This is a genomic window from Zhengella sedimenti (assembly GCF_046506625.1).
Lineage (GTDB): Bacteria > Pseudomonadota > Alphaproteobacteria > Rhizobiales > Rhizobiaceae > Zhengella > Zhengella sedimenti.
Genome location: NZ_JBKFFP010000005.1, coordinates 1 through 14,588 on the forward strand (window position 1 = coordinate 1; position 14,588 = coordinate 14,588).

General features: G+C 67.0%; 10 protein-coding genes. 6 read left to right on the plus strand and 4 right to left on the minus strand.

The genetic code is table 11. The features are described from left to right. The 6 genes from ACLB6G_RS13955 to pdeM form a co-directional block, all read left to right on the plus strand. Nucleotides 1-897: Ig-like domain-containing protein (locus ACLB6G_RS13955; protein WP_410356811.1), on the plus strand; the 897-nt coding region annotated here is incomplete at its 5' end. Nucleotides 898-992: 95 nt separating this feature from the next. Beyond that, entirely contained in the window at nt 993-2,483 is a 1,491-nt protein-coding gene (locus tag ACLB6G_RS13960) for a TolC family protein (RefSeq protein WP_410356812.1), read from the plus strand. Nucleotides 2,484-2,564: 81 nt separating this feature from the next. Continuing rightward, the gene (locus tag ACLB6G_RS13965; protein WP_410356813.1) at nt 2,565-3,665 is read left to right on the plus strand and encodes a hypothetical protein; all 1,101 of its coding nucleotides are present in this window, start codon (nt 2,565-2,567) and stop codon (nt 3,663-3,665) included. An 88-nt stretch (nt 3,666-3,753) separates the two neighbouring features. Continuing rightward, nucleotides 3,754-4,752, plus strand: coding sequence for a methyltransferase (locus ACLB6G_RS13970; protein WP_410356814.1), 999 nt, complete (start codon nt 3,754-3,756; stop codon nt 4,750-4,752). 38 nt (nt 4,753-4,790) lie between these two features. Beyond that, complete coding sequence (locus tag ACLB6G_RS13975; protein WP_410357149.1) at nt 4,791-7,316, plus strand: ligase-associated DNA damage response DEXH box helicase; 2,526 nt, start codon at nt 4,791-4,793, stop codon at nt 7,314-7,316. 1 nt (nt 7,317) lies between these two features. After that, complete coding sequence (gene pdeM, locus ACLB6G_RS13980; RefSeq protein WP_410357150.1) at nt 7,318-8,040, plus strand: ligase-associated DNA damage response endonuclease PdeM; 723 nt, start codon at nt 7,318-7,320, stop codon at nt 8,038-8,040. Nucleotides 8,041-8,052: 12 nt separating this feature from the next. On the opposite strand, the gene ACLB6G_RS13985 is transcribed toward pdeM, so the two are convergent. The 4 genes from ACLB6G_RS13985 to ACLB6G_RS14000 all read right to left on the minus strand — a co-directional run bounded on the left by ACLB6G_RS13985 (nt 8,053) and on the right by ACLB6G_RS14000 (nt 14,245). After that, on the minus strand, nt 8,053-8,526 hold the full coding sequence (locus ACLB6G_RS13985; RefSeq protein ID WP_410356815.1) for a DUF3429 domain-containing protein: 474 nt from the start codon (nt 8,524-8,526) through the stop codon (nt 8,053-8,055). 7 nt (nt 8,527-8,533) lie between these two features. Beyond that, a complete protein-coding gene (locus ACLB6G_RS13990) occupies nt 8,534-9,328 on the minus strand; it encodes a TIGR02186 family protein (protein WP_410356816.1) in 795 nt (264 codons plus the stop codon). Beyond that, nucleotides 9,328-10,251: a sulfite exporter TauE/SafE family protein gene (locus tag ACLB6G_RS13995; RefSeq protein ID WP_410356817.1), complete on the minus strand. Its 924-nt coding sequence runs from the start codon at nt 10,249-10,251 to the stop codon at nt 9,328-9,330. The genes ACLB6G_RS13990 and ACLB6G_RS13995 overlap by 1 nt, the downstream gene beginning before the upstream one ends. Before the next feature lie 151 nt (nt 10,252-10,402). After that, on the minus strand, nt 10,403-14,245 hold the full coding sequence (locus ACLB6G_RS14000) for a peptidoglycan-binding protein (RefSeq protein WP_410356818.1): 3,843 nt from the start codon (nt 14,243-14,245) through the stop codon (nt 10,403-10,405). Nucleotides 14,246-14,588 lie beyond the last annotated feature (343 nt).

Consider the following 14,588-nt stretch of genomic DNA (forward strand, 5'->3'; position numbering starts at 1 on the left):
GCGCCGCTGGAGCCGACCGGCGTCACCGCGACACCCAACGATGACGGCACGCTGTCGGTGACGGGTTCCGGCGAGCCGGGCTCCGAGGTCACCGTGACCTTCCCGGACGGTTCGACGGGCACCGCGACGGTGAACCCGGACGGGACCTGGGGCCCGGTCACCTCGACCGCGCCGCAGACCTCCGGTGACGTCACGGCGAGCCAGGAGGACGAGGCGGGCAACGTGTCGGGCGAGACTGGCTTCTTTGTCCTGGTGCCGCCTCTTGGTTCCGGGCCCGGCTCGAGCCTTCCGGAACTGCCCTCCGGTGAACAATCGGGCGGGACCGGGACGGCCGGCACCGGGGCTGGCGAGGATGTAAGACGCGCCTTCAGCAATGAAGGGACGATCGCCGGCACACTGCGCTGGATCGACAACCTTGGTTCGGACGAGCGCGGCACCGGGCATCCGGCCGGTTTCGAAGCATCCGGATTGAGCGGGGGCGGTCTTTCGATATCCCTCGGCGATGGATCCCAAGGCGCGGAAATCACCACCTTCGGCAGGGATGGACGCACCTATCTGACGGTCGGTCTCGACGGATCCGGCTCGGTGGAATGGAGCGTGACCGGACCCGGCGGCGGGGGGCTTCCGGCGTGGGTTGTCCGCCAGTCGGATGAGCAGGTCCTCATTCTCTGGCCGGCTGACGAGGCCGATGTGGCGCTGGAGATCAGGATCCGCAAGGGAGACGGCACGGAAGCGGTCATTCCGGTGAGTGTCGACAGGGTCTCCGGAGAGGTGATCCAGACCGGCGCAACGCAACTCGTGCTCGATGCATCCGCCGCAGTCGAGGACCGGTTGACGTTCCTGTCAAACCGCGCGGCGAATGAAACAGCCAGGCTTCTCCAGGCACTGAAGGAATAACGATGGCAGGCGTCATCAGAAATCGGCTTGGCCGGATATGCAACCTTGAGGGGATTAAGATGGAAAATGCACATAAAGCGAGTGGAGCCCGTTCTTTGCCGGGCCGCCGGCTTGCCCTGGCAGCGGTGGCGGTATCCGGCCTGCTGTCGGGTTGCGCCGTGACGGCCGTACCATTGACGCAAGCCGAGATCGCCAGCAAGGCGGCGGCGAACATGGACAGCCTTGACCGGGGCCAGGAACCGGTCACCAAGCCCATCGGTCTCTACGAGGCCATGGCAAGGGCGGTGAAGTACAATCTCGATCATCGCGTCGAGATGATGCGGGTGACGCTGTCCCAGAAACAGTTGCGCAATGCATCCGCGCAGATGCTGCCGCAACTCGTGGCCAATGCAGGCTATGCCGGGCGTGACCGCTTCGACGCCAGCTACTCGCGCACCCTGTTTTCCGGCACGCGTTCGGCCGAACCGAGCACGTCGTCCGAAAAACAGACCCTGGCCGCGGACCTGACTTTCTCCTGGCATGTGCTGGATTTCGGCCTGTCCTATGTCCGCGCGCAGCAGGCCGCCGACAAGGCGCTGGTTGCCGAGGAGCAGAAGCGCAAGGTGGCCAACCAGATCATGGAGGACGTTCGCACCGCCTACTGGCGTGCGATCAGCGCCGAGCGCCTGCTCAATGGCCTCAATGCCCTTGAGGCCCGTGTCCATGAGACCCAGCGCAAGAACCGTGCCCTGCGCAGCGCCGGGCAGACCTCGCCGCTGGTATCGCTCACCTACGAGCGGGAACTCGTCGATATCAAGCGCAAGATCCAGAAGCTGGAACGCGAACTGACCACTGCGCGCCACAAGCTGGCGGCGCTGATGAACCTGAAGCCGGGCACGAAGTTCACGCTTGTCGTCCCCAGGCGCGAGATGGTGGACCTGAAGCTAGCGGCATCGCCGGATGAAATGATGACGGTGGCCCTGCGCAACCGTCCGGAATTCCGCGAGGCTCTCTATCACGGCCGCATCAACCAGAAGGAAGCCCGCGCCGCGCTTCTTGAAGTCCTGCCCGGTGCGCAGCTCTATGCCGGTCTGAACATCGATACCAACGACCTGCTGTTCAGCACCGACTGGGTGAACTGGGGCGCCAAGGTCGGCTGGAACCTGATGCGGGTCATGCAGTATCCGGCGGCCAAGGCGTCCATCGAGGCAGACGGCAAGCTGCTCGACGCACAGGCAAAGGCCTTGACCATGGCCATCATGACGCAGGTCTTCGTGGCAAGGACGCGTTACGAGCACCTGCGCAGGGAAGCGGCCACCGCGGCCGAATACTACAATGTTCAGCGCAAGATCCTCGGACAGCTCAAGGCGCAGGCGAATGCCAACGCAACCAGCGAACAGAACCTCATCCGCGAGGAAATGAACACGCTGATTGCGGCTGTCGAGTTCGACATCGCCTATGCCGACATGCAAAACGCATTCGGCGCCGTCTATACATCGCTTGGCGCCGACCCGGTCGACACGCCGATCGACACCGGCGCGCCGGTCGACAATATCGCCTCCGTCCTGCGCGATACCTGGCGCAAGCGGGGCGACATGGAGGGCTGACAGCCATCCGGTCCGCAAGCCGGTTGATCCTGTCAGGCCCCGCAGCTAACGTCTGGACAGGATCAACCGGGGGACTCGCTGTTGGACCCGATCGAGAAGGCGATTCGCGCCGCGCTGGAAAAGGGCGATGCTTCCGACCCGAAGCATCGCGAGCGCGTTTACCTGTCGGCGTTGTCGGCGCTCGAACGGTCGCTGAAATCCGGTCCGGACATCCCGGCGGAAACCGCCGCCAGAAGGCGCGACGCCCTGCGTCAGCGCATCCGGGCCATCGAGACGGAATTCCGCCCCGCCATCGAACCGGAACCGGAACCGGTACCCGAACCCGAAGCCGGTCCGCCCGTGGAGCCCGCCGTTCCGCCCGTGCGGGAACCGGGCGCCGGCGTGCACGCGGCGGCGCCGCCTGTCGGGATTGACACACCGCAGGGCACGGCGCGCGAAACGGATTTCGTGTCGCAATTGCGGGTGGACCGCCGGGATGACGGGCTGGAGTCCGCGCCTGGCGACGATCCGGGCAGCGTGGAACGCCGGCCGCGCCGGCGCCGCCCCTTCGCCCGACTCCTGACGGTGAGCCTGCTGCTTGTCTTCGTTGGCATCGGCGCCTGGTGGCTCTATTCCAGCCAGGCCCTGGTACCCTTGTCTGTGCGCGATGGCGCGGTGCCCAACCCGCCGGCCCGTCTGAACGAGGACGAGTTCAGTCCCGCTGCGCCAGACGGCGGCCGGCTTGGCGAGGTGCCGCAGGGCGGAAGCTGGATCACGATCTTCACGCCCGACGACCCGACGACCGTGAGCGCCCCCTCTGGGACGACGGTCGACATCGCCGGAGAAGGGCGCGACAAGGCATTGCGCATCACGCCCAGCGCGCCCGATTCGGCCGCCGTCTTCGATCTGGGCGAAGGCGTGCTGGCACAGCTTGCCGGCCGGCGCGTCACCTTCGATGTCAATGCCGCCGCGCCGGAAGGCGAATCCACCCAGATGTCGATCCGCTGCAACCTTGCCGAACTCGGCGATTGCGGGCGCAAGCGGTTCGACGTGGAGGCCTCGCGGCGGGATTTCCTTTTCGAGGTCGAACTTCCGGACCGGCAACCGGGCTCCTTCGGCTCGATCAGCCTGACGCCGGACATCTCGCAGGGCCGGGTGCCCGTGGACATCTTCGGCATCAGGGTCTTCATCCCCGATTCCTGATCCCGGGGCGCTGGCGTGAAAAGGCAGTTGATTTCGCCCGCGTTCGGCGCCATTAGCGCTTGTCCGTCCTTTCCGGGTCCCGTCCTTCATGAAACCTGTCCTGTTATCGTCCGGCGACGTGCTTGCCGACCGGCGCGCCGAATATGGCGAAATGCTCCTGCAAGCCGGCGATGCCCCCGCCGCTGCCGATCTCTTCCGGCAGGCCCTCGAACGCGCTCCCGGCTGGGCGGCCGGCTGGTTCCGGCTGGGCGAAATCGAGGAAGCGGCGGGCAACCTCCCGGCTGCGTTCGAAAGCTGGCGGCGCGCGCTCGGCCTCGATCCGGCCGATCCCTTCGGCGTGACGCTGAAGCTGAAACTCGCCGGACAGGCCGGCGATGCCGCCGTCATGCCGTCCGCCTTCGTCGAAACACTGTTCGATGCCTATGCCGATGATTTCGACCATGCGCTGGTCGAGCGTCTCGGCTACGCCGCGCCGGACCGCCTTGTCGAAGCCATTTCGGAGGTGCATGGCACCGGTTTTGCCAAGGCGCTGGATCTGGGTTGCGGTACCGGCCTGATGGGCGCGCGCCTGAGAGCCATCACCAGCCACCTGGAAGGCGTGGACATCTCCGCGGAAATGCTGCGCAAGGCAGCGGCGAAGGGCATTTACGACCGGCTCGAACAGGCGGACCTGACCTTGCTTGAACCATGGCCGGGCATCGCACCCGATCTCGTCACGGCGGCCGATGTCTTCATGTATCTCGGCGAGCTCGAGCGCGTCTTCCAATGGATCGCCGCGACGTTGGCGCCGGGCGGCTTGTTCGGCTTCACCGTCGAGGCGGCACCCGCCGAAGAGGATATCGTGCTGCGGCCGTCGCTGCGCTATGCCCATGGCAAGGCCTATGTCTGCAAGCGGCTTGAATCCTGCGGGCTCGACCCCGTGTCGATGACGCGGCACACGATCCGCATGGATCGCGGCGAACCGGTCGAGGGCCTCGTCGTGGTGGCAATGAAGCCGGCAATGCGCCCGTCCGCACTTCCGGGCTGGACTTCCGCGGTGCTGCCCGACGAGGAGGCCGCGAAGGAACGCCTGCCTGCAATGCATTGACGCTTGGCCGGACGCTTGCCGGACCCTATCTTGCCGGCGTGACAGAGCAATCCGATCATGAGCCGGACGATCCGGGACAGCCGGTTCTGCCCCCGGCCTTTCAGGCATGGTTCGACAGCCGTGGCTGGACGCCGCGTCCCCATCAGCGTGCGATCCTGTCCCTGGCGAGGGCCGGACGATCCGCGCTCCTGATCGCGCCGACCGGCGCGGGAAAGACGCTGGCCGGTTTCCTGCCAAGCCTGATCGCGCTGGCAAGTCGCAAGCCGTCCCGTCCCGGCGCGCCCAAGCGCGGCATCCACACCCTCTACATCTCGCCGCTCAAGGCGCTGGCTGTCGACATCGAGCGCAACCTGGCCCGTCCGGTCGCCGAAATGCGGCTCGGCATTGCCGTCGAGACGCGCACCGGAGACACGCCGGGCCACAAGCGCCAGCGCCAGAAACTCGCGCCGCCCGACATCCTGCTGACGACGCCGGAACAGCTCGCGCTCCTGCTCGCCTCGAAGGATGCCGCGCGCTTCTTCGCCGATCTGGAAACGGTGGTGCTGGACGAGTTGCATTCGCTGGTCACCTCCAAGCGCGGCCATCTTCTCGCCCTCGGTCTGGCGCGCCTGCACCGCCTGCGTCCGGGTCTGGTGACCATCGGCCTGTCGGCTACCGTGGCCGATCCGGACGGGCTGCGGCGCTGGCTGGTACCCCAGTCGCCCCCCGGCGCCATGGCCGGCATCGTCGAGGTCGAGGGTGGGGCGAGGCCCGTCATCCGCATCCTGGAATCCGAGGAGCGCATTCCCTGGTCAGGGCATTCCGCCCGCTATGCCATCGCGGATATCTACAACGAAATCCGACGGAACCGGACAACCCTGATCTTCGTCAACACCCGCAGCCAGGCCGAGATGGTCTTCCAGGAATTGTGGACCATCAACGAGGACAGCCTGCCGATCGCGCTTCACCACGGTTCGCTGGATGTCAGCCGCCGCCGCAAGGTGGAGAAGGCGATGGAGACCAACAGCCTGCGTGCCATCGTGGCCACCTCCACGCTCGATCTCGGCATCGACTGGGGCGACGTCGACCTGGTCATCCATGTCGGTGCCCCGAAGGGCGCCAGCCGGCTTGCCCAGCGCATCGGCCGGTCGAACCATCGCATGGACGAGCCGAGCCGCGCCATCCTGGTGCCCGCCAACCGCTTCGAGGTGCTGGAATGCCGCGCCGCGCTCGATGCCAATTACCTGGGCGCGCAGGACACGCCGCCGCTGGGGGAGGGCGCGCTCGACGTGCTGGCCCAGCATGTGCTCGGCATGGCCTGCGCCGCGCCCTTTCGCGCGGACGAACTCTACGACGAGGTCCGGCTGGCCGAACCCTATGCCCGGCTGGCGCGGGAGGATTTCGACCGGGTGGTCGCCTTCGTGGCGACCGGGGGCTATGCCTTGCGCAGCTATGAGCGCTTCGCCCGCATCCGCCAGACGGCTGACGGGACATGGCGCATCTCGCATCCCTCGGTCGCCCAGCAATACCGCCTCAATGTCGGGACGATCATCGAGTCGCCCATGCTCACCGTGCGCCTGGCGCGATCCGGCGGGCGCGGCGGGCCGTTGCGCGGCGGGGCGGTTCTCGGCCAGGTGGAGGAATATTTCCTCGAACAGCTTGCCCCCGGCGACACGTTCCTGTTCGCCGGCAAGGTGCTGCGCTTCGAGGGCATCCGCGAGAACGAGTGCTTCGTCTCCCCGGCCGCCGATACGGAGGCCCGCATTCCCGCCTATGCCGGCGGCAAGTTTCCCCTGTCCACCTATCTCGCCAGCCAGGTCCGCGCCATGCTCGCAGACCCGGATAGCTGGTCGAAACTGCCCGGCCAGGTGGCCGGCTGGCTGCGCCTGCAACGCGAGAAGTCCCTTCTGCCGGATCGCGACAACCTGCTCATCGAGACCTTCCCCCGCGCCGGCCGGCATTACATGGTCTGCTATCCCTTCGAGGGGCGGCTGGCCCACCAGACGCTTGGCATGCTGCTGACCCGGCGGCTGGAGCGGATCGGCGCGCGCCCGCTCGGCTTCGTGGCGACGGACTATGCGCTGGCGGTCTGGTCGCTCGGCGACATGGGCGCCATGGCGGGCAATGGCCGCCTCTCCTGGGCTGCCCTGTTCGAGGAGGACATGCTGGGCGACGACCTGGAGGCCTGGCTGGACGAGAGCTTCATGCTCAAGCGCACCTTCCGTTATTGCGCGGTCATTGCCGGCCTGATCGAGCGCCGCCATCCGGGAAAGGAAAAGACCGGCCGCCAGGTCACCGTGTCCGCCGACCTGATCTATGACGTGCTGCGCACCCACGAGCCCGACCACATCCTGCTCAAGGCGACCCGCGCCGATGCGGCGGCGGGCTTGCTTGATGTGCGAAGGCTGGGTGAAATGCTGCAGCGAATCAGGGGACGGATCGTCCACCGCGCGCTGGACCGCATTTCGCCGCTTGCCGTTCCGATCATGCTGGAGATCGGACGCGAACGGGTCGAGGGCAGTGCCAGCGACGCGCTTCTGGCGGAGATTGCCGATGAACTGGTACATGAGGCCGCCAATGGCTGACATGGCCACGCCCCCAGCGGCGCGCGGGCCGCGTGCGCCGGCCTGCCTGGAAATGCCGGTCGCCGGAGAAACCATGCTCCTCGATCCGTCCGGCGTGGCTGTCCTGCCGGAAAGCCGCGCGCTGCTTGTCGCCGACCTGCACCTTGAGAAGGGATCGGCCTTCGCCGGTCGGCGGCAATACTTGCCGCCCTACGATACCCGCGCGACCCTGCTTCGCCTTGCCGCGGCCATCGCCCGCCACGATCCGGCCGTCGTCGTCTGCCTCGGCGACAGTTTCCACGACGCAAGGGCGGCGGCGCGCCTGCCCGGCGAGGACCTCGTGCTGCTGTCCTCGCTGATGACGGGTCGCGACTGGATCTGGATTTCCGGCAATCACGATCCCGATGCTCCGGCAGGGCTGGCCGGCGAAACGGTGAGCGAGATCTGCATGGGATCGTTGACCCTGCGCCACGAACCGGCTGCCGCCGGTGGCTCGGAAGGCGAGGTGGCCGGTCACCTGCACCCTGGCGCACGCGTCGTCCATCGTGGCCGCTCGGTGCGCCGCGCCTGTTTCGCCACTGACGGGCGGCGGATGATCCTGCCTGCCTTCGGCGCCTATACCGGCTGCCTCAACATCCTCGACGGCGCGTTTTCGGCCCTCTTCGAAAAATCGTCCCTGCGCGCCTGCATGCTGGGCGGGGAGCGGCTCTTTCCCGTTGCCGCCAGCCGCCTGCGGCGCGGCTGACGCGGGCCTGCCCTACCGGGTCAGCCACAAGGCGGCGACCATGACCGGGACGACGAGCAGGCTGAGGCGCATGCGCAACCGTCCGAACCAGGCCGGGGCCTGCCCGGAATGGACCGCGAACTGGTCCCATGCGCCCTGTGCTGCGAAGGCCATGGCGAGCAGCGCGAAAGCGTAGACATCCGGCAATGCCATGGCCGCCCAGCCGGCCAGTGACGGAACGGTGGACAGCACCAGGTCGCGCCGCGCGCGTTCGTCATCGCGCGCCGTCGCCAGTCCCCAGCGGATTCCGCCGAGAAAAGACAGGATGACGGCGCCATAGCCCTTGAGCAGCGCAATGGTGGCGTCGCGCCAGGGATGATCCTCGCTGATCCCGGCCAGCCACAGCGTCAGCGCGAGAAACGGCAGGAAACCCGCCAGCGCCAGCGCCATGGCCCACTTTCCGTTCGATATCGAGACCGTGTCGTCCATGCTGCCCCCGGTTGCCATGCCGGCCTCAGTCGCGCCGGAACAGGAAACGCCCGAGCCATCCGGTGAAGACGGCCAGCGCCACGGCGAGAATCCCGTAGGTCAGGCCCTGGGTCTTCGCCATCGTGTATATGGTGGCCTCGAATCCGGATTTGACAATGACCAGCGGGGCGGACATCTCGTCGATGAACACGCCGTTGCGGAACAGGAAGGCGCGCGCGCGATGGGTGCCGACGGGAACGTTGGCGGGAATTGCGACAGACGCGCGAAACAGGTTCTGCGAAAGGAAGCGGACGCCGCCGATCCGCTCGGTATAAAGCCCGGTGCGGCGCTTGATGGCCCGCAGCGCCTCGGAGAATTCCGCAATGCGGGCATTCCCGGCTGATCCCTGGTTGAAGGCGAGATTGGGCGCGCCCAGTGCAAGCTGCCGGTAGCTCGTTTCCGTGGTGATGTCCTGGATCGCCCGCGTCGTGGAAATCGAGTAGGAGGCCGGCACGTTCTGGAATTCCTCGGCTTCGCGGTTGATCCACAAGCCGAAGAAGCTGTCCTTGCGCCGCACGGTCGCCGTGCGCGGCGGACCTTCCAGCACCACCACCACATCGTAGCGCCCGGTCCGCCGGACTTCCGGATCGGCGTTTTCGAGCGCCCCGAACACCGTCAGGTCGGCGCCTGAAAAGCTGGACGTGATGCCGATCTTGTCGGTGGAAAGACCGATCTGGATGGATTCCCGCAGCGGTTCCTGTGCCAGGCTTGGCGGGATGGCGCAGGCCGCAAGGGCCAGCGCCAGCCAGGCCCGGGCCAGCCAAGCGCAACCCGCGCCCATCAGATGCCTCCCGCCGCGGCGATCGAGTAGACGTCGGATGGCTGCAGGAAAAGGTCGACGGCAAGGCGCAGGCCGACCAGCAGCACAAGCCCGGCGAGCAGGGCGCGCAACTGTTCGCCGCGCAGCCGCTGCCCGACCTTGGCTCCGTATTGCGCGCCGATCACGCCGCCGATCATCAGCAGGAAGGCTAGAACCACATCGACCGTCTGGTTCGTCATCGCGTGGACGATGGTCGTGAAGGCGGCGACGAAGACGATCTGGAACAGCGATGTGCCGATGACGACATTCGTCGGCACCTTGAGCAGGTAGATCATCGCCGGGACCATGATGAAGCCGCCGCCCACGCCCATGATGGAGGCCAGGAAGCCGATGAAGGCGCCCAGCCCGAGCACCGGGATCACGGAGACGAACAGCTTGGAGGAGCGGAAGCGCATCTTCAGCGGCAGCTTGTGGATCCAGTTGTGCTGGCCCGGCTTGCGCAGGCTGGGCGCGGGCCCGCCCTTCGCGCGCGCCATGGCGCCCAGGCTTTCCCACAGCATCAGGCCGCCGATCGTGCCGAGGAACACGACGTAGAGCAGCGAGACGATCAGGTCGAGCTGGCCCAGTTCCCTGAGCTTTGCGAAGACGAAGACACCGGCGAGAGACCCCGCAATGCCGCCGATCAGAAGCATGGTGCCGAGTTTGAAGTCGAGGGTCTTGCGCTTGAAATGGACGAGCGCGCCGGAGACGGAGGAAGCGACGACCTGGTTGGCGCCCGTGGCGACCGCAACGGCGGGCGGAATGTTGTAGAAGATCAGCAGCGGCGTGATGAGAAATCCGCCGCCCACGCCGAACATGCCGGAAAGGAAACCCACCGCCGCTCCCATCGCCAGCAGAACGGCCATGTTGACAGACAATTCGGCAATCGGGAGATAGATACTCACCCGCCAGTCCCGCGTGTTCTGGAACCCTGGGGCACCCCGTCCCCGTTGCGCCCGTTCTTGCGCCTTCCCCGCGCGCCTGTCAAATCCTCAATGCCGCGATGGTTCACGAAGTCCGGCGGACCGCGAGGGCGGCCGCGCCTTCCCCTGCGCCCTACTTCTTCTCCAGCAGCCGCGTGATGAGCGCGTTGTCGACCTCGCCGGTGGCCGGCAGGCCGTTGGCTGCCTGGAAGTCACGGATGGCCTGCTTGGTCTTCTCGCCCATGATGCCGTCCGCCGCGCCCGCGTCGAAACCGTTCTTGTTCAGGATGAGCTGGATGTTGCGGACGGCCTTGGTCATGTCGACGCTGGCCGTTGTCTCGCCGGAAACCGTCCAGGCTTCGGGAATGGTTGGCGTGTTGGCTTCCAGGTCGGGCGTGCGCGGCTTCCAAAGGTCGGCCTTGGCGCGCGCCCTGTCGAGCTGTTCGGGACGCATGGCCTTGGCGACCTCGTCGCGCTTCTTGGCGGCATCCTTGTCGCCGTTGCGGGCGGCGACGGCGAACCACTTGTAGGATTCCTCCAGGTCCTGGCTCATCCCCACGCCCTTCGCCGCGAGTATGCCCAGGTTGAACTGGCTGTCCTTGATGCCGAGTTCAGCCGCTTCGATGAACCAGCGCACCGCCGAGGCATTGTCGGTGACGCCATCGGCGCCGGTGGCGAAGAGAACGGCCAGGTTGTGCATGGCGCTGGCATTGCCCTGCTGCGCGGCCAGCTGATACCAGGTCTTGGCGGCTTCGAGGTCGCGCTCGACGCCGATCCCCTTTTCCAGCATGTTGCCGTAGCGGTATTGCCCGGCGGCGAAGCCGGCTTCGGCTGACCTGGCATACCATGCCGCCGCGTCCTCCGGGGAGGCTTCGACGCCGCGTCCCTCGGTGTAGCGGTTAGCCACCTCGAAGAACGCCTTGGGATCGTTCGCGGCCACGGCCTCCTTGAGCGCGGCCGGCCCGAAAGGCAGCGACAGGGCGGGCTCCTCGCCGCTCGCGGCATCGGTCATTTCGTCCGCGGTGACGGCGCCCTGCGCGTCCTCCTCCGCCATTGCCTCGTCTGCCGGCAGGTCGGCGGTCATTTCCATGCCGGCGTCCGGCGCATCCGAAGTCCCGGTTCCGGTTTCGGCCAGGTCGGTCATTTCCCCGGTGCTGTCACCGGCCGCTGCCGGTTCAGCCGGCAATTCAGGTACCGCCTGGCGGACGGGGATCTCCGCCGTCGTCTCGGTGTCCGGCGCGATCGGTGCGCTCTGCATGGCCGTCGCCGGCACGTCCTCGTTGCCGCCGAGCACCATGCGGCCCACCTGCAAGCCGGCCAGCAGGATCATGACGGCCCCTGCCGCCATCAGGATCGGCTTGCGCTTTTCCTGCAGCAGGTGTCCCATCCCGAGCCTGGAACCGCTCCCGGCAAGGGTGCTCCGTCCCTTGAGCATCTCTGCTTCCGCCGCAGCGGCCTGGGCGGCGCGCCGCGCCGCGGCGATGAAGTCGGCCTTGGCGGCATCCGGGTCGCTGGCACGCTCGGTTTCCCGGTCGGCGCGGACCTTTTCCATGATCGCGGTCAGGTCCGGCGTGCCGTTTCCGGGCGCCAGCGGCGCATCGTCATCCTCGTCGTCGAGGATGGGCGCGCCATCCATGGAAGGCTCCTTCGGCGCGGCGTCCTTCTTGCCGCGGAAGGCGCGGGTCAGTCCGTTCAGCACCGAAGGCCGCTTTGCCGTTTCCGGAACGTCGGCCGGCATGTCTTCCGCCAGGGCGGCGACAGCGGCGGCAGCCGCCGCCTGCGAGGGCGAGACGGCTCCCGCCATGCGGCCCGTATCGGCCGGCGCGACAGCCAGTTCGGCATCGGCCAGGGCATCCGCGGTATCGATGGAGGGCGTTTCGTGGATGGTGCGCTTCGCAGCCTTCGGCGCGGGCCGTGCCGCGCTTGTGCCGGACGGCGTGCCCGGCTCAGCCTGCTCCCCCCTGGGACCCGATGCCTCCAGCATCGCAAGGCGGTCGACGATCTTCAGGAGGGTTTCGTGGATCGCCTCGAACGTCTTGGTGTTGCGTTCCTCCGAGCGCCGCGCGAGCTTGTCGAGCGACTTCAGGTCGTTGGCCAGTGCCGCCACGGCGTCCTGGTGCACGCTGTTGCTGACCGAGGCCGAGCGCAGCGCGTCCTCGGCGGCCCGCTGCGCTGTCTGGAGAATGGTCTCGTGATTGGCGTGCAGCGCCCGCTCGATCTCTTCCAGCCGCGGCGCCAGGTTTTCCAGTTCCGGCAGCGTGGAGCCGGGCTTGGACATGAAGCGGGCCATGTCGGCCACCTGGGCTTCGAGGTGTTCGATCAGGTTCCGGTCGGCCGCTTCCGCATTGCGGCTGGTTTCGTCGAGGCGGCTGGCGATCTCGTCGAGCCGGTTGCCGAGTGACGCGACGAGCGAGGCGTCGGCTTCCGGCAGGATGGCGCGGCTGGCCTCGTCGAGCCGGGCGGAAATCGCTTCGAGGCGGGACTCGATGTTCTCGATCGCCTTCGTGTCGGTTCCGGCCGGCATCCGGCGGTTCTCAAGTTCCTTCTGGAATCCGCGCAGCCGTTCGTCCAGCGTGTTCAGCAGCGCCGCCTCCGTGCGCGACTGCTGCTTCGTGCTTTCGTCGAGGCGCGTCGCCAGGTCCTGGAAGCGGGCTTCGATGTCGCGGGCATGACCGGTCCCGCCATCGCGCGGCATGGCCTCGATCTTCCCTGCCAGGTCGGCGATGCGCCCTTCAAGGTCCTTGAAGAGCGTCAGGCTCTGGCGCGAGGCGTCATGGGTGCGGTTTTCGACCAGCGAGCCGAGTGCGTTGATGCGGGTTTCCACGCCGTCGAGGATCACGGCCATGTCCGGCGGGGCAGGCGAATCAGAAAGGATGCGGGTGATCGAGCCCAGTTGCGATGCGATGCGCTCCAGGTCCTCCGACGGCAGTTCCCGGTCGCGCGCAAGGTCGTCGACGCGCTGGGTCAGCGTGTGAAGCTGGTCGACGAGCGCGGCGTTGTCATGGCTGGCCACTTCGTTGATCTGGCTTGCCAGCGACGCGATCCGCGCCTCGATCCGCTCCAGTGGCGCCGGGTCGAACTGCAGCGGCTGGCTCGACACCGAGGACGCCACGATGGCGCGCGAGATTTCGTCCAGCCGGTCTTCCACCATGTTGAACATGTCGGGCGAGACGCGCGCCTGCACGTCGGCGATCTGGGCGACGGCTTCGGTCAGCGTGCGGACCTTGTCTTCCAGCGAGGCCATGGCACTGCGCGATGGCACCTGTGCCAGCGCGTCATAGATGGCTTCCATGCGGTCCGAAAGCCGGTCGAACATGGCGTCGGCGCGGCCATGGGCTTCCATGCCGCCCTCGATATGGTCGGCAATCCGGTCCCAGCGCCGGTCGAAATCGTCCCAGCGGTTGTTGACCGACTGCAAGGTTTCCTCGCGCGCCAGCGCAGCCACCGTTTCGCGCAGGTCTTCCACGTCATGGCGCAGGGCCAGCACGTCGCGGTTCCCGCTGCGCTCCGAAAGGGAGGAGACGCCGGCGGCGATGCGTTCCAGTTCCGGCACAAGTTCCCGGCTGCTCAATCCCGATTGCACATCCTGGTAGAAATCGGCCATCTGCCGGCGCAGGCTGTCGAACTCCTGGCGGATGCCGTGGCTCATCTCCTGCCGCAATTCCTCGCGCAACGCCTGCAAGTCGTGGGAGATCCGGCTGATCGATCCGAATTCGTCACTGCGCTCGCGGGCGCGCTCGAGATCGCGGGCAATGTTGTCATAGATGTTTGTACGCGCCATGCGGCGCGGCGACGGCGCCGTGGCGGCGCTTTCGGGCAGTGACCTGGGCGCCGGTCTTGCCGGCTTTGCGGTCCGCTCGCCTGCGATCCGCCGCTCAAGGGCGTCGAGCTTCTCGGTAATGTCATCCAGGATTGCGCCCGAACGGCGTTCGCGGCCTGCATTCAGGGAGCCGATATAGGATTTCTTGTCGTTCATCGAAACGCCCGCTCGCAAGTTGATGGCACCGTGCCGGATGCCCGCTTTGTCTTGCCTGGCGGTCCGGCTGGCGTGAGTCGGCAGGGATGCTGCCGTCCTGGCCAGGTTCGTCCGCCTGGGTGGTGGGCCATGAAACGCGAAACAGGTGGCGCAAATCACCGACGGCCCACATTCATCCGATCATGGTAAACAAGGCGTTAACCGCACGCCGGATGGCGGGGTGCTTGCACAATCCCGACCAATTGGTAAAAAATCCGGGTCGAGCCTGGCAGGTCCCTCTTGAAAGCGCGCCTTACCCGGCGTATATGGCGCTTACGTAAACGTCATATAGCCACAAGCCGCC

Bases quoted from the DNA above. Each gene is read 5' to 3' on its own strand.
- pdeM (WP_410357150.1), top strand. From the start codon at position 7,318: ATGGCCACGCCCCCAGCGGCGCGCGGGCCGCGTGCGCCGGCCTGCCTG.
- ACLB6G_RS14000 (WP_410356818.1), bottom strand. From the start codon at position 14,245: ATGAACGACAAGAAATCCTATATCGGCTCCCTGAATGCAGGCCGCGAA.
- ACLB6G_RS13985 (WP_410356815.1), bottom strand. From the start codon at position 8,526: ATGGCAACCGGGGGCAGCATGGACGACACGGTCTCGATATCGAACGGA.
- ACLB6G_RS13970 (WP_410356814.1), top strand. From the start codon at position 3,754: ATGAAACCTGTCCTGTTATCGTCCGGCGACGTGCTTGCCGACCGGCGC.
- ACLB6G_RS13990 (WP_410356816.1), bottom strand. From the start codon at position 9,328: ATGGGCGCGGGTTGCGCTTGGCTGGCCCGGGCCTGGCTGGCGCTGGCC.